The sequence below is a fragment of the Nostoc sp. genome (assembly GCF_036917675.1).
Classification (GTDB): Bacteria; Cyanobacteriota; Cyanobacteriia; order Cyanobacteriales; family Nostocaceae; genus Nostoc.
In genome coordinates this window covers 22,472-37,791 of record NZ_JBALCT010000022.1, presented here as the reverse complement: position 1 = coordinate 37,791, position 15,320 = coordinate 22,472, and the positions used below count along the sequence as shown (strand labels likewise).

The following is a 15,320-nucleotide window of genomic DNA, read 5'->3' as shown; positions in this document are numbered from 1 at the left end:
TCTAGAGATAGAGGTGTTTTAGAGTGCAAATTGTTGCCACTCTTGCTGTTGCATTTGTTGCATTTGTACATATTGTTATCTCAGTGGTGGAAATGTTTTTGTGGAAAAATCCCCTTGTTCATGAGAGACTTGGTTTTACAATCGATGTTGCAAATCAAGTGGCTCCAATTGTCAAAAATGCAGGGTTATATAACGGCTTCATTGCTGCTGGTTTAATTTGGGGAGCATTCACTAAAAGCGATTTCCTATCAATTCGGGTCTTCTTTCTGGTGTGTGTTGTGATTGCAGGTATCTTTGGTGCGTTAACTCTAAAACGAACAACTCTTGTACTTCAGACACTTCCTGCATCCATTGCGCTCATTTTTGTCTTTATAGCCGCGAATTCTATTCGCTAAGGCTAGATATATTTTTATAAAAGTGAGATGCTCCCTCAAGGCTTCTTTAATCTTGGCTGACTCTATACCCCAGCTTTAGATGCGATCGCTTTATGGTGAGTTAATACGTCAAACTTCATCAGTAGCGAGTAAAATTTCTTTTCCGGGGCGACCGCCCTTTGTCCCATTCAGTCGAGATGCCTCAGATTTTGCAAAAGAAGTGGAACTTCCACCCTTTCTGGCAAGTTCAGCCATCCATTTTTTAGTTCCAAATATTCCATTCATCAAAGCAGGAATACTCAAATCTACATCTAGAGTTTTCCAGTGTAATCCTTCACCAGAAGGTGTTACCTCTACTTCAGCTAAGTCCTTGACCGAAGCACCCGCTAGTCCTTGTCCTAACTCTGAAGGGAACCCAAACATACATTTGTTGGACAAGAAAACTATAATCATTCCTAAATAAGCGTCATAAAAAGCACGAGTAGCTCGTGGTTCAGATGTGGCGAGCGCATCTGACTTTGCTCTCGCATTGGCTAGCTTTTCTTTTAATTCTTCTGTAGCCGCAATTTTTTTAACCATGATATTCTCGCCACTTTTTTAGTAGTTCCAATTGGTGATCCACGACTAACTGTAAAGCTTTCACCGCATCTTTATCACTCATTCCTGGGGATACCCAAATCCACTCTGGAGGTAGGTTTTCATCTCCTATGTTGATTTTTGCCTCTCCGCCCCCTTTAAAAATATGGACATGAGCAGGAATATGATCGTTAAGGTAGATACGAACTTTAAAACCGCCTTTTCTTAAGATTGTTGGCATTTGATATCTTAATTTCTAAAATATAACCTAAGCGCTTGGGTTTATCAAAGAAATAAGCATGAGTGACGTACAATCCAAAATTAGACTTGAATCACAACAAACTACCCAACTGAGACAAGAAGCACTGACTGCCTTTGCTGCTACAAACCGCGATCGCATTTCCCGATATTCAATCCCTAATCCCCAGTACGTCGCACACCAGCCAAAATAAAATTAACTGCTGCTTGAGTATGCTGCTCAATCATTTCTGGACTCAGCAGTTGCAAATCGGGTCTAGTATGTTTGATGTTTTCGTAAGCGTTGAAGTATAAATTACAAACCCCAATAATATGCAGGGTGGTGAGAAATGGATCGAGTTGACGGAAATAACCTTCCGCCATCCCCCGCTCTAAAATCTTGATGAGATAGCTAAAATTTTCTTGCCAATTTGCCTGTTTGAAATACTTTCCCTGATTTTGGTTTGCTTCTTGAAACCAAAGCATGCCCCGGTGCGGGTGAGCAGCTTCGTAAGCGATCGCTTCCTTGATAAGCAACTTCAAAGCTTCCCGTGGTGGGAACTGATCCAGATTTAGCTGCCCTAACCCTTCGTGCATCTCCACCGCCGGACGTTGCAGAACAGCTTGATATAGTCCTTCCTTGCTCTGAAAATAGTAGTAAATCATCGCTGTGTTGACACCTGCACCTCTAGCGATCGCCTCTGTCCGCGCTCCACTGAGTCCATTTCTAGAAAACTCCGCTTCCGCCGCATCGAGAATCTGCTTTTTCGTCGCCTCTGCATCGCGCACCTGACGCGGCTTTTTAGATGAAAATTTTGACTGCGTTGAACGACTCACGTTGCTCCATGATCATAACGAAAATATATTAACTAAAAAATTGGTTAGTAGTTGACATAGAAGATGAAATTTATTACATTTATACTAACTAAAAAATTAGTTAATCGCATAATTCAGCAATGCAGTAATCAAAGTTAGCCGAGCAAATGTCCGGTAGTATTAGTTCGTCCATTGCAGACAAGACTTTAATTATCCCAATTGACATTCAAAAGAGCAATGTAGGACAGGCGACACCAGCTTATCTACAACTTTTAAATTTCAAGATTTCGTGACATTTTGCTAACACATCTAGCGAACTTAAAACAAATAACTTCTCAATATTTCGGAGGAAAAATGGAACCAATTTTACCAGGTGCGCCTTGGTTAATCGCGCACAAATCTACATTAGGATTGAATCAACCCAATAAAATAACTTTAAACGGACAGGATTATGTCATTTGGCAAAACCAAAAAGGCGAAGTATTTGCCCTTGATAACATCTGCCCACACATGCAAGCACCCTTATCAGATGGTTGGATTTGTCAAGAGAGAGATACTATTACTTGCCCTTTTCATGCACTAGAATTTGATGGACAAGGCAGACTACAGGAAGGAGAAAAAAAGGACACTCAGCCAATTACCAAACCATTAGAGCTAATTATTAGCAATGATTGTATCTGGACGTATGCTGGATTTGAACCAAGATTACCCATCCCAGATTTGCATCAGAGAATTGTCGATGAATACCAATTCATCGGAGTAACTGGAAACAAAAGTATTCAGGGTGAATTTTTGAGTAACCTGATGGTGAGCTATGACTATAACCACCAAAATGGGACTCATAAAGAACTATTTAAAATTACATATTGCCATGTCAGTTCTTTTGAAGAAAAAGGATATTATGCCACAGTCAAACAAGATTTGAGGAGAGATGATAATACACTAGGGGAAATTCTCAAAAACCCCGTTTTAGGCATTTTACCCAAAAATCTCAGTAACACACTCGAATACGCTTTTCCTTCAACTACAGCTTTTTTTGCTAAAACACCGATTGGTGATATTGCTCAAATTCATATTCTCTACCCTGAAACAGAAAAAATCACCAAGACGTTTATTTTGATATATGCCAAAGTAGTCAATCCTTTAATGAAATTTATGTTTAAAAATTCAGTTTTACAAGTAGCATCGACTGTTATTGAACAGGATACAGGTGCAGTTGAAAGTTTGTATCCTCGGCAAAAATCAAAAATTAGATTGCCAAATGAAGAGATTATGTTCTACGCAGAAAAACTGTACCGCGATTGGTAATTTGGATTTACAAAGCCTAATTGCGCTTTACAATTAAGTAGATACTGTAGCTAATTCCTGTTAGAGGTACTCAAATATGCGGCAGCTAAAATCCGCCGAAGAAATGCCTGGTAGCTATGGCTTACCCATCTTGGGGGAGACTTTAGAAATATTTCGGGGTTCAGAGTTGTATTTGTGGCGACGATTCCAGCAACATGGTTCAGTTTTTAAGACAAGCGTCATGGGACGTAAACGTGCTTATTTAATTGGCCCTGATGCTAATCGGCTGGTGCTGGTGGAACAAGCGGAAAATATGTCGTCGCGGATAGGGTGGTATTTTCTAGAACCAACATTTGGCAACAATATTTTATCACAAGATGGGGAAGAACACCGCCTAACTCGCCGCTTAATGTATCCAGCATTTCACGGAAAAGCGATCGCGACATACTTCGACACGATTCAAAATATTGTGCAAGATTTCCTCAAAGATTGGGGAGAGCGGCGAACGATTCCCTTAAATTCTAGTTTCCGCCAACTTACCTTGATGGTTGCAACTCGGCTCTTTTTGGGAAGTCAAAACAAGAGCGAAGTTGAGCAAACCAGTCAGTGGTTTACACAACTGATAGATAGCAGTCTGGCAATATTCAAATGGAATGTCCCTTTTACTTTATATGGTCGTGGTCAAAATGCTAGGGGTAAGTTAGTAGCTTTCTTGAATCAAGCGATCGCCCAGCGTATCGAGCAGGGTAACTTAGAAGAATCAAAAGATGTTTTGGGATTGCTGCTAGCGGCTGTTGATGAAGACGGTAACAAGTTGAGCGAAACACAGATAATCAACGAAACATTACTACTGCTGTTTGCTGGACATGAGACGACAGCCTCCTTGCTGAGTTGGGTAATATTTGAATTAGGTAATCACCCAGAGTGGCGAGAGCGACTGCGTGAAGAACAATTAGCAGTTGTGGGAAATAATCCCCTTAGCCTGTCCCATCTCAAACAACTTCCACAGTTAACCAACGTGCTAAAAGAAGCAGAAAGGCTGTATCCCCCAGTGTATGCCTATAATCGTGGCGTCCTCAAGGATATTGAGTATGCAGGCTATCGCATCCCAGCAGGTTGGTATGTGACTATTTCGCCGATGCTGACTCACCGCTTACCAGAACTGTACACTGATCCCGATCGCTTCGACCCCGATCGCTTTGCACCACCTCGTGAAGAAAATAAGAAACATCCCTTAGCACTAGTAGGTTTTGGTTATGGTTCGCACAGTTGTTTAGGCATGGAATTTGCCCAGATGGAAATGAAAATTGTGCTTTCCACACTGCTTCGGCATTACGACTGGACAGTAAAACCAGATTATTCTGCGATCGCTCCAGTTCGTCAGCCTTCTAAAGTTAAAGATACTCTACAAGCATATATTAAGCCTTTGGTGACAAAGCATCCCTTGCAGAGTCAAACATAAATCTTTGATGAAACAAATCGATTTTCCGCATCTAGCATGAAGTCGTAGGTATTTAGAAAATCAGACTGCCACTTTTCAGGCTTTTGACAAATTGCAAGCGGAAATCCTGCTAAATCAAACCATTGAATATCGTCCCCAATTTCTACTGGTACTACTCTCCAATTTTTACTTGGAGCCTTACTGAAATCTCTCAGCAGATTGACGTTAATTTGATTAGGAGGTTTGAGTGTTGGTAAATGTCGTTCAACACTAGAAAATGATTGCTCTACCCAATTTTTGATATTGATTGCATTAAGATGTTCATTGGCTTCTGTTTCTCTTTCGCTAATATACTGATAGTAAGTTTGCGCTAATTCTTCAGCTTGTTTACGAGTTGTTACATCTTCTACTTTAGCAAGCAAATATGCAGCTATAGGATCTAAAGTTCCCCATACGATAAGTTCTTTCATCCAGAAAACAATCCAAGGTAGCCCAGTTTGTGACCAGTTTTCGAGGGATGATTCAACTAACTCGCCACCAAAAGCTTCATCTATTGCTAGTGCAATAACACTTCCTAAGCCCCAGTTGAATCTATATCCAAAATTTTGACTAATATATGAATGCCAATTTGAAATTTGAGTCGGTTTCGGTTTTTTAATTGCTTTAGTAGGGTCAAGCCACCAGCGTAATATTTCATTCCAAGTAACCTTTCCTGATGGATCTATCAGTTTGAACTTCGATAAACTGGTTAAAATACTAACTGTATTTTGAATATAATTAAAGCGTTCTTCTACTGTCCAAATAGCATAATCTCCACCCACTGCTAATTGTTCTTTAAGTCTAGGATAGAGAGTTAAAAGCTGATTTCCATCACGTGGTGGTAAACTAGTGCGATACAAGCACCGACGCTGTGATAAATCTTTATAAATTTCTGTTTTCAGTGCCACACCTCGGCTGATAAATAAATTTTCTAATCTTTCTTGTTCACGGCTGGCGTAATGAGCAAAGCTTCGTTGCCAAATTTTTTGCAGTTGCTCCTCCAATTCATTAGGGCTTAAATCTTCAGCTGCTAGCTGTTCAATTTCAACAATTGCAGACAGTAAAATACTATCCAGGGAATCTAAAGTTTCAATAGCTGATAATTGTGCATCAGAAAGATTATTGCCACAGTCAATCGGTGCAGTTTTTTCCAGCCAGGTTAAAAAATTATCCTGTCTATTAGAACTAGAAATTAGCTGCCATTGTTCTTCCAAACGTAGCAGTAATTCTGCTAGAGGACTTAGAGGATTTGCATTTGGGTTAATTGCCTGTGTTTGATTCTCTAATTCTCCTATCAAAGATAAGTATCTTTTACGTGCTTCTTTGTCGCTCCAATCTGTTGATGGATTACTAAGTAATACTAAACTACGTCCTTCTGTGCCAAATCCAGGTCTTCCAGAACGGCCAACTAAATTACCAAATTCACGAATATTTAGTTCTCCTTTACCACGTCTTAAACTTGGAATTAATACTGTTTCAAAAGGAAGATTAACCCCTTCAGAAAGAGTTGATGTTGCTAAAACTAAATGTACGATTTTTTCATCTATTACATCGATAAGTAATCTAGCCATCAAACCTGGCATTTTTCCGTGATGTACTATAATTCCTTTCTTTAGCAACTTATACTCGCGGGATTCAGTACCGAAATAATCTTCACAGGAACGTAAACACTTTTGCCAAATATTATAATTTTTTGATCCTAAAAATAAAATACCAGCTAGACAGTCTGTATCAAGCAGAATAGTCCAAAACTTGATTGGTACATTATTAAACTGCAAAACACTAGGATCTTTAAAAAATGAAGGCTTTTCTACTTTTGACCATGTTGAATTCAATAATTTGAGGAAGTCTTCAGCATAACCACCAATCTGTTGTGTGACTGAAATAAGAACAGCACGTCTTTGTCCTTTTTCATCTGGTGCAGCTAAATGCATAGCTGCCCAAAAAAGATAAGGGCGTAGCCGTTTTTCTGGACCTTCTTTTTCCCATTTAGGTGCAGGGTGATATGCCTCAAAAGGACGTGGAATAAAAGGTGTATCAGCTTTACCACCTTCCTCAAATTCCAATCTTCTGCCATCAAGTAAGTCATAGCGTATTTCAAATCTTCTTCCTGGTAAGCATTCAAGCCGCCCTATTAATTGGCGTGTACTTCTGTAATACGTCTTTGCTGGGCTAGCGTTGGTTTGATTTTCTATCCAGTTTGCTAATGCTACTTCTGTTTCTGAAGCAACAGCGGATAGCGCAATAATTCGGCTGTGATTTTGTTCTATATAGGTAAACAGTCTTGCACCTAAAGATTCCAAGCGTAAGGATCTATTTTCAGCTTTCTGCAAAGAATTTTTATTACCATCAAATTGAACTGCATGGGCTTCATCAAGTACAATAAGCGATACTCTACGGATAAATAGAGATCCTAAAAATTTGATCAAAGCTTCTGCTTTTTCATAAGTGCAAATTAAAACTGTTGGCTTTTCTGATGTCAGCCATACATCTGTTGGTCCCCAGTCAGTACCTCCATATAAACCTGTAATTATTACATTGTTATTAGTAGAACGCTTTAAAACACGAGATAAATTTGATTCAACTTCTGTGGCAAGCGCTCTGCTTGGCACTAAGTACATTACTAAAGGAGCCGAGCTACTAAAATTGTTATAATTTTTTGTTTCCAAGAACAAGCTTTGCAGAATTGCAATTTCAGCTATTGTTGTTTTTCCTGAACCTGTAGGGGTACAGAGCGCAAATGATTCTATTGTTGCTAGTCGTTCAATTCCACAAATTTGAGAACGCCATGCTAAAGCTTTACGGTTTTGATAACTTTGGCGTAAATAACGCTCCAAGAAAGTTTTACCACTTTGGGTAATCATCTGAGAAAGTGCTTCTAGATGATGTCGTAGAGAAGTTTCTATATATACAGAGGCAACTTCAGCACATAACTTACCTAAAAGCCAAGAATAAGTGTTATGTCCATGAAGAAGCACCTTAGCAATAGCAGAAAGTTTTTCAATAGCTTTTTCTAATCTTGGTTCATTTCCCCAGCGCATTTTTGCACATAAAATTCCTAAAGAACTAGCAGTTTCTTTAACAATCAACTTGTTAAATCTATCAGCATCTGTATCAGTATTATCCCAAAGAAGACTTGTTTCACTTTGCAAATTTGATGATGTTGCTGTTGCCCAATATTCTGTCAACCGTTGCAATAAACTGGGAAAATCAGCTTTTAGCAAAGAACGTAGAATTTCTGACTCTACTCCCTCACTTGTATCTTCATTGAGTAAACCCGCAGCCCTAGCAGGATAACCAGCAAGTTCATACACAGCTGCTGCAAGTAAACGAATTGGTAAAATATCCGGGTTTAGTTGGGGATGAGATAGCCATTCAAATAACTCAGCAGCCCGTAGCATTCCATTAAGCCAGTTAGTATCTCCAGCTTCTCGCTGGATAAATGCAGCCTCAATAAGGCGCATAGCATCATTTAATCGTTCACCTGCTTCATCTTCTCGCCACCCAGTTAATCCCTTTCCTCCTGCGCGAAGTCTGGTATGTTGGCTATAAAGTTTTGCAATTGCTGGTGTTAGTCTGCTACCTGCCAGACTATTTTGTAGTTCTGCCGCTAAAGCAATGACTTCGTTACTTGGTTGAGTCATCTCATTTTGCAGAACTTCCCCCTCTACTATGACATCAGAGGTTGCAAAAGCAAACTCTGAATCATCTGGTTGTTGAACTGTCTGGGTAGAAATATGTACTGAAGGTGTTGCACTTGCTGGCTGACTATAGACAGTTATAACAAGATTTTCAACTTCATGAAGATGAATTTCAACTGCTTCAAGTCTTCTTCCTGCTGTATATTGTTCGTGTGGTTTGTCGGGAGATATCCACGTTGGATTTATGACAGGATGTTTACCACAAATATAACTAATTAAATCACAGCGTTCATAATTTTTATCAACTGATCCTAGCCACAAAACTCTTAGAGAGTTAACCCATTCAGATGAAAAAGGATCATCGTAATCCCCCAAAACCTCAATTATTTGTGGAATATCAACAGGCTTTATATGTGGCTCACTTGCCTTTTCATGTGCTTCAGCTATCATTTTTGTGTAATGATTAGTTGTGCATTTAGCTTCACAAACTAGAGAAGCAATAATTACTCCTTCGCTGTTACGTAGAAAAGCAAGACAATCATCACCTGTACGTCCAGGTCGCTTTTTTGCAATCTCGTTAGTTTGACTTAGAAATTCTAAATGCTGAAATTCAACTAGATGAAATCGAAAAAGAAAAGCAGGAACTTCCCAATCATCCTGCCCAAAAGGAGCAAAATTTTCAGCAATGATTCCTGAAAATATCTCTCCAAAATAACCCTGACGGGATATAATATTAAGACGCTCAGGATAGCCATAGCTTGGATCGCTTTCTGAAAAATCTCCAAATGGAGCGAGAGAATTTCCTGCTAATTTACGAAGACGATATCGAGCATCTTCATGGGCTTTTTGAACGATTAATATTAATTCATTGAGAATGATATCTCGTTGGCTTTTATCTTCTCTGAGCAGACGATGTGTGTACCGCTTATCTTCAGATTCACTAACTGAGTTAGATAACCACTTTGATATTCCGTTAAACCTAGTGATTTTTTGTCTTTCTTTCATTTAATATACTCTCTAATATTAGTCAGATTTACAATATAAGCCTTGAAATAAGAGAATTATAAACTATATGTAAAATTTAATACTAAAAGAGTAATAGCATAGTAAAATGATGCCATAAGCATTCAATGAGAGCTATAACGCTTTCTCTGTTTACTTTTGGGCGAGGGCAGGTTCTGAAATTTAGACTAAATGCGCTAAGTCAACAGAACAATAAAAAGGTGTGATTGAATACAGCTTGCTGCTAGTAAAAGCTGAGAGAAAAAACCTCAACCCTCATCTGCTGTTATCAGACAGATAACAGCGAAACAAATTTCTACATGATTGGAAATAGCTCTCTAGTTAGCATGGTAATTATTAGCTGGTCAACCTACGATGTCAACCCAGTGCTACGCTACAGTTAGCAAGATTGAGAGGCAACTATGACTGCCCTGATTCTGAACCTTAGCCCCACCATTGAACTAACAGATGAGCAGTTCTTCCAACTGTGTCAAAATAATCGAGATTTGCGACTTGAGCGCACGGCAGAGGGAGAATTAATTATCATGCCACCAACTGGATGGGAAACCGGAAATCGCAATAGTAGACTGACACAGCGCTTAGGTAATTGGGCTGACGCTGATGGCACAGGTTTGGCTTTTGACTCCTCAACGGGTTTCAAACTCCCCAATGGTGCAAATCGCTCTCCTGATGCATCTTGGGTGAGCCGGGAGCGATTAGAAGCCCTGAATCCAGACCCTAGTAAATTCCTACCGATCGCTCCCGATTTTGCGGTAGAATTGCGCTCTGCTTCAGATAGCTTAAAGACTGTGCAGCAAAAAATGCAGGAGTACATTGACAACGGTGTGCGTTTAGGCTGGCTGATTGACCCCCAGAACCAACAGGTGGAAATTTACCGCCCAGGACAGGATGTTGAGGTTTTGCAATCGCCTACTAGCTTATCAGGTGAAGATATATTGCCTGGGTTTGTGCTGGATTTAGCACAGATTTTGAGTTAAGCGATCGCTCAATTTCAGAATCTAGGCAACTTCAAAGTATAATTTGATAAAAATTTACAGGAAAAACAAAAAATTAATATTGACTTAATATTAAAAACACTGTCTGCAATAACCCGATAACCAAACCCAAAACACCACCTAAAGTCACAATCGCTTGCAATTCATTTTTGACAATTCCCTCAATTGCAGCTTCTAAATCAGCCGGTGAGGTTGATTTTACACGATCAACTATCACTTCATCTATCGACAAAATCGGAATCACCTGCGCCACAATTACTTCTAAATCTTTTTCCAAATACTTATCTAAAATTAGAGCCAACTCTTGACTCATCACTTCTAAAGAAGTACTGACAACAGGTGAAGTACTAAGACGATTCAGCAGCACTCCAGCAATATTTTCCCAATCAACAGAATCAGTTAATCCTTGTAAAAAATCGCTGCCACTGTTTTGCAGGTAATGGCGGACACTTTCGCGGGTAGTCTTTCGTAGTTGCCGCACCGTACCCATTGGCAAGTTTTGTAATGATAAATTTTGCAGTAATTTCCGAATGCGATCGCGCATTTTCAAATCTTGAGTCAATTCCTGCAAGCGACTATTGGTAGCCTCCTTTTCATCCAAGCAAAAAGTTCGTAACCGCGTCAGAGTATTACGTAAGCCAAATAAATTCGCTACTACCCAATAAGTACCACTGCTTTTTTCGCGGAAGCCTTCATCAATAATTTGAATTGTGCGATCGGTCAAAAAATCGACTATCGCTTGGCGTAGTACATCCGGCGGTAGAACTACTTGCAACAACCAATCAGCAAGCCGCGTGGCTTGTTCTTCACTCAGTTGAAATTCCAGCAATATCTGGTCAAAAATTTGATTGATTTGCGCTTCCAAAAAGTCTTCACGTCGTGCTAAAACCTTGAGTAATCGTGGCAAGGATTCCCCTAGTAAATCCCGTAAAATTACCGCCACAATTTTGGCGCTTTTTTGGTTTTTATCCGTTTTGATTTGTTCAATTGCCAGCCGTAACAACCAGAGAATTGCTGCTTGCACGCGTTCTGTTTGCAACAACCGCCGCGCCAGATTTTGCAATTCTTCTGGCGTCAGCAGTGACTTCATGATTGTATCGGAAATGTTCTTAGCTAGACGTTCCTGGTTGCGGGGAATCAATCCAGGAGTGAAGGGTACTCTTCGCCCAGCAATGTAAATTGCTCGGTAAGGACGGAACAACATTTTTATCGCTATATCATTTGTGAAATAGCCAATAATTCCACCCAGTACCGGGGGAGACACATAAAGCCAAAGGTGAGACCAGTCCACAGGGAAGAATTAAAAAAGTTAGGAGTTTATATCTGAGAGTGAGAGACGCGATTAATCGCGTCTGTTAGGAGTTAGGAATGATAAATTTTAAATGAGAATTTATCACTACTCATAATTCATAACTTTTAACTAATAACTCCTAACTTACTTACCACTAGCACTCCCATCATACCGTTCGCAATGGGGTAATGTGTGGCAACAGCAAAACCAACTTGATGAGCTAACTCTATTTGCTCTTTCCCGATGGGAAAACGGTCTAAGCTGGGACTGATGTAAGCATATTCTTCTTTTAAGCCTAAATAATTGGCGACTGGCACCACAAAACCGTCCAGATACCACTGCTGAAAGGTACGTAGCTGAAAATTACTCGGTCGATGAAAGTCTAAAATTGCGGCTTTAGCACCCGGCTTCAAAACACGGTATAACTCTTGGAGACTGCGGGGAATATCTTTAACATTTCTTAAACCATAGCCCATTGTTGCGGCATCAAATTGGTTATCGTCAAAGGGTAAATTTAGCACATCGGCTTCTACCCAGGCGATGCCTAGGTTGGGCAAAGCCAACGCCGGTTGGGGGTACTGCCAATGTGAGCGTAATGAAGCAATTTTTAGCAGGTTTGGGGAAAAATCTACTCCATACACCTGTCCTGTTGCTCCTACACGCCGTGCCAAACGTAAAGCTAAATCACCACTACCACAACACAAATCGAGTGCAGTATCGCCCGATTTAGCTGCACTCCATTTAACTGCCATTTCCTTCCATATTCGATGCTGTCCCAAACTCAACCAGTCGTTTAACTGGTCATAAACTGGAGCAATACGGTTAAAAATGGACTGAATTTCGTTAGTCATTTGTCAATAAGTCATTGGGCATTGGGCATGGGGCATTGGGCATTAGTCATCGGTTTTTGACAAAGGACAAATGACTAATGACAATTACACAATACTCTAATGGGAGCGACTACTAGTAAGAGCGATCGCTACCAGTTGCGCTAATAAATTAATTAGCACTAATTCATCTTCTCGCAAAGTGCAGGGTTGTTTCCACTGTAACGACAATACGCCCAAAAGTTCATTGCGGTAGCTAATTGGGATAACTAAATGTGCTTCCACACCCGTATTTTGGTAGTGAATAGCATCAACTAGTTTAGTGTCTTTAAGTACATTTAAGGAAACTTGCATTTGCCCGGTGGCGATCGCTTCCCTTGTTAGTGGGTCAAGAGATAGCCAATTCTCTATTGTACCTGTATCGCTGTAAGTTCCTTGAGTCGCAATCAGAGTGTTTCCATCTGTAAGTTGTAGGATACAGCCTTCTGCTCCAAAAGTCTGACTCACAGCCCTAGCAATTGGAGCCAGAGTTTCCTCTAAGCTAGAAGCTGCTTGAGTTACCTGTACCAAAACACTCAGCAGCGCCATTTGAGCATGAGCACGGCGTAATTCTTCTGTGCGTTGCTTGAGCAAGTCGTAGGTTTCTGCTGCTCTTTGCACCACTGCCTTCAGTTCCCCTGGGTCCCAAGGCTTGGTGATATATTTGTAGACTTGCCCCGCATTAATCGCCTCTACCAAGTCTTCAATATCAGTAAATCCGGTGAGAATTATTCTTACCGTATCGGGGAACTGAGGTACAGTCTTGCTGAGAAATTCAGTTCCTTTCATTTCTGGCATCCGTTGATCGGAGATAATCACCGCTACCTCCCCTTCTGCTGCCAAAACTTCTAGGGCGTTCACCCCACTATCAGCTTTCAGAACATTAAAGTCGCGTCGAAAGGTGCGATAAAGCAGATCGAGATTATCTGGCTCATCGTCAACTACTAGGATTTTCAGCTTTTTTGGTCGTTCAAGAGTCATTACTTGATGTTGGAGTTTATCAATTTCGAGATTGGGCTTATCCATAAGATATTTCCTTTAAATATTCACTATCTTGTTATATTCCATACCAAGCTTAGTTGAGAATAGCGGAATTTTATCAAGTGTTTATACGGACTTATTCGCATTTCTAAATACGCTAATTATGAGTGCTACAGAAGATATTTGCCTGTCCAAATATCTGAATTAGAAAAAAATGCCCTAGAAAAACTAACTAAATCAGCTTAACTATGACAGTTTTGATCGTGGATCAGGTACGCTAACAAACCTCCTTTGAATGCAACGCGCAGTCAGGGCGCACATCTGTGCTAACCTACGATCTCAAAATTAAAGTTGAGATAAGTCTTTACAGATGAACTCAAGGCAGTAGGTCTGGGTAGTTAATAGATTAGAATAAGACTTGCTCATGAGGTGTTAATCAACCTCTCAAGTTGAAGCCTGCACTCCGATTATGACTGATCTACCACCCAACGCTCAGAATCCCGAAGAAAATGCTACCAACGATGAGGCACAAGAATTACTGCGAAAGCTGAGGCAAAAACAAGGCAACTGGGTGGAATGGGGAATGGCGATCGCCTCGTTGCTAAAAACCGGTTACAATCCCCAAGAAATTTTTGAGGCGACTGGATTTGAGCCAATTCAACAAAATCAGGTGGTTGTTGGTTCTCAAGTTTACAATTCTTTGGAAAAATTTGGAGCTTCGCCAGCAACGCGATCGCACTATGCCATACGCGGCAGTGATATTTTATATGAACTGCGTTTGCTCACCCAAGAAGAACGCGCCAGCGCCGCCGAACTGATTTTCGTCCAGAAAGTCGATGCCGATGAGGCGCGGGAAGTAGCCAAAGCAATTAAAGAGTTCTCCTATTTCCGCCTTTTACCAGAAGGGTTTTCTGCCCATCCTGGGGATGCAGTTGCTTACCAAGTTTGGAAACGGGCACGCCAAAATACAGATTTGCAACAGCGATCGCGTCTGATCGCCAAAGGTTTACGCTTTGCTCATACACCAGAAGCAAGGACAAAAATCGAACAGCTATTGACTGATTTTACTACCATTCCCCAGCGTCCGGCTCCAATTTTACCTTTTTACCGCCTGGAATCTGAAGAACAATTACCCCGAATTGTTCCCGTAGTCGGTGAGTTGCCATTGTCGCGGCAAGACTTGCAAGCTGTGCCCATAGTGACAGAAATTGAACCATTTCGCATGGTCAAATTTTCTGGAGAGCAAACTTGGGTATCGTTACCAGGTTGGCAAGTGCTGTTGGCGGCAGAAGATCCAGTGGTAATTATCGCCAATAGCGATCGCTTCCCGATCCAAAACCAAAGTCGAATAGAACCCGTAGTAGTAGTCATAGATCGTGCCCAACGAGAATGGGATATCTCCAACTACTTTGTTGTTGAAAATGGTGGTGAATTAGATTTTCAGTGGTTTGAAACTGAGCCGGAAATTCCTCTACTAGGACAAATTATTATCATTGTGCGTCCGAAGAAAATCCTGGATGAAGAATTAACTAAGGATTCATGGCAGATTGACGAGTAAATTTTAATAGAATGCACCAGATCAAGAATCTCAAGAGATGTAAGTAGAACGGCGTTAATAATTAAAGGTTTGTAATCAGGGCTTCAGCTCGAATTTGATAGCTAAAGCCCTGACTACGAGCCAACTTCTATTTTTTAAGATTACTTAATATAGTTTGATTTATTCTCGCCTACTTAACTTATCAGGAGAGGAAAA

The 15,320-nt window shown here is 40.5% G+C and carries 13 protein-coding genes; 6 read left to right on the top strand and 7 right to left on the bottom strand.

Annotation, left to right across the window (positions count from 1 at the left end):
• Nucleotides 1-23: 23 nt before the first annotated feature.
• Nucleotides 24-395: a DUF1304 domain-containing protein gene (locus tag V7K31_RS08480; RefSeq protein ID WP_335093767.1), complete on the top strand. Its 372-nt coding sequence runs from the start codon at nt 24-26 to the stop codon at nt 393-395.
• 108 nt (nt 396-503) lie between these two features.
• On the opposite strand, the gene V7K31_RS08475 is transcribed toward V7K31_RS08480, so the two are convergent.
• A complete protein-coding gene (locus V7K31_RS08475; protein ID WP_335093766.1) occupies nt 504-953 on the bottom strand; it encodes a DUF2442 domain-containing protein in 450 nt (149 codons plus the stop codon).
• Nucleotides 946-1,191, bottom strand: a complete 246-nt coding sequence (locus tag V7K31_RS08470; RefSeq protein WP_335093764.1) for a DUF4160 domain-containing protein — start codon at nt 1,189-1,191, stop codon at nt 946-948. The genes V7K31_RS08475 and V7K31_RS08470 overlap by 8 nt, the downstream gene beginning before the upstream one ends.
• A 58-nt stretch (nt 1,192-1,249) precedes the next feature.
• Between V7K31_RS08470 and V7K31_RS08465 the strand changes: the two genes are divergently transcribed.
• The gene (locus V7K31_RS08465) at nt 1,250-1,402 is read left to right on the top strand and encodes a hypothetical protein (protein WP_335093762.1); all 153 of its coding nucleotides are present in this window, start codon (nt 1,250-1,252) and stop codon (nt 1,400-1,402) included.
• On the opposite strand, the gene V7K31_RS08460 is transcribed toward V7K31_RS08465, so the two are convergent.
• Entirely contained in the window at nt 1,368-2,024 is a 657-nt protein-coding gene (locus tag V7K31_RS08460; protein WP_335093761.1) for a TetR/AcrR family transcriptional regulator, read from the bottom strand. The two genes, V7K31_RS08465 and V7K31_RS08460, sit on opposite strands and share 35 nt — an antisense overlap.
• A 333-nt stretch (nt 2,025-2,357) precedes the next feature.
• Between V7K31_RS08460 and V7K31_RS08455 the strand changes: the two genes are divergently transcribed.
• Together V7K31_RS08455 and V7K31_RS08450 are read left to right on the top strand one after the other, a co-directional pair.
• Entirely contained in the window at nt 2,358-3,311 is a 954-nt protein-coding gene (locus tag V7K31_RS08455) for a Rieske (2Fe-2S) protein (RefSeq protein ID WP_335093760.1), read from the top strand.
• A 76-nt stretch (nt 3,312-3,387) separates the two neighbouring features.
• Nucleotides 3,388-4,752: a cytochrome P450 gene (locus V7K31_RS08450; protein WP_335093758.1), complete on the top strand. Its 1,365-nt coding sequence runs from the start codon at nt 3,388-3,390 to the stop codon at nt 4,750-4,752.
• On the opposite strand, the gene V7K31_RS08445 is transcribed toward V7K31_RS08450, so the two are convergent.
• Nucleotides 4,743-9,416, bottom strand: a complete 4,674-nt coding sequence (locus tag V7K31_RS08445; RefSeq protein WP_335093757.1) for a DEAD/DEAH box helicase — start codon at nt 9,414-9,416, stop codon at nt 4,743-4,745. The genes V7K31_RS08450 and V7K31_RS08445 overlap by 10 nt on opposite strands.
• 419 nt (nt 9,417-9,835) lie before the next feature.
• On the opposite strand from V7K31_RS08445, the gene V7K31_RS08440 reads away from it, so the two are divergent.
• Complete coding sequence (locus V7K31_RS08440; protein WP_335093756.1) at nt 9,836-10,411, top strand: Uma2 family endonuclease; 576 nt, start codon at nt 9,836-9,838, stop codon at nt 10,409-10,411.
• Between the two features lie 73 nt (nt 10,412-10,484).
• Here the strand turns inward: V7K31_RS08440 and V7K31_RS08435 are convergent, their stop codons facing one another.
• From V7K31_RS08435 to V7K31_RS08425, 3 genes are all read right to left on the bottom strand, one after another.
• Nucleotides 10,485-11,720, bottom strand: coding sequence for a DUF445 domain-containing protein (locus tag V7K31_RS08435; RefSeq protein WP_335093755.1), 1,236 nt, complete (start codon nt 11,718-11,720; stop codon nt 10,485-10,487).
• Between the two features lie 125 nt (nt 11,721-11,845).
• Nucleotides 11,846-12,571, bottom strand: coding sequence for a bifunctional demethylmenaquinone methyltransferase/2-methoxy-6-polyprenyl-1,4-benzoquinol methylase UbiE (ubiE, locus tag V7K31_RS08430; RefSeq protein ID WP_335093754.1), 726 nt, complete (start codon nt 12,569-12,571; stop codon nt 11,846-11,848).
• Nucleotides 12,572-12,667: 96 nt separating this feature from the next.
• A complete protein-coding gene (locus V7K31_RS08425) occupies nt 12,668-13,612 on the bottom strand; it encodes a response regulator (protein WP_335093753.1) in 945 nt (314 codons plus the stop codon).
• 424 nt (nt 13,613-14,036) lie between these two features.
• Here V7K31_RS08425 and V7K31_RS08420 point away from each other — a divergent pair, with 424 nt between their 5' ends.
• Entirely contained in the window at nt 14,037-15,125 is a 1,089-nt protein-coding gene (locus tag V7K31_RS08420; RefSeq protein ID WP_335093752.1) for a RuBisCO accumulation factor 1, read from the top strand.
• Nucleotides 15,126-15,320 lie beyond the last annotated feature (195 nt).

Bases quoted from the DNA above. Each gene is read 5' to 3' on its own strand.
- V7K31_RS08470 (WP_335093764.1), bottom strand. From the start codon at position 1,191: ATGCCAACAATCTTAAGAAAAGGCGGTTTTAAAGTTCGTATCTACCTT.
- V7K31_RS08445 (WP_335093757.1), bottom strand. From the start codon at position 9,416: ATGAAAGAAAGACAAAAAATCACTAGGTTTAACGGAATATCAAAGTGG.
- V7K31_RS08420 (WP_335093752.1), top strand. From the start codon at position 14,037: ATGACTGATCTACCACCCAACGCTCAGAATCCCGAAGAAAATGCTACC.
- V7K31_RS08450 (WP_335093758.1), top strand. From the start codon at position 3,388: ATGCGGCAGCTAAAATCCGCCGAAGAAATGCCTGGTAGCTATGGCTTA.
- V7K31_RS08455 (WP_335093760.1), top strand. From the start codon at position 2,358: ATGGAACCAATTTTACCAGGTGCGCCTTGGTTAATCGCGCACAAATCT.
- V7K31_RS08475 (WP_335093766.1), bottom strand. From the start codon at position 953: ATGGTTAAAAAAATTGCGGCTACAGAAGAATTAAAAGAAAAGCTAGCC.
- V7K31_RS08425 (WP_335093753.1), bottom strand. From the start codon at position 13,612: ATGGATAAGCCCAATCTCGAAATTGATAAACTCCAACATCAAGTAATG.
- V7K31_RS08440 (WP_335093756.1), top strand. From the start codon at position 9,836: ATGACTGCCCTGATTCTGAACCTTAGCCCCACCATTGAACTAACAGAT.
- ubiE (WP_335093754.1), bottom strand. From the start codon at position 12,571: ATGACTAACGAAATTCAGTCCATTTTTAACCGTATTGCTCCAGTTTAT.
- V7K31_RS08465 (WP_335093762.1), top strand. From the start codon at position 1,250: ATGAGTGACGTACAATCCAAAATTAGACTTGAATCACAACAAACTACC.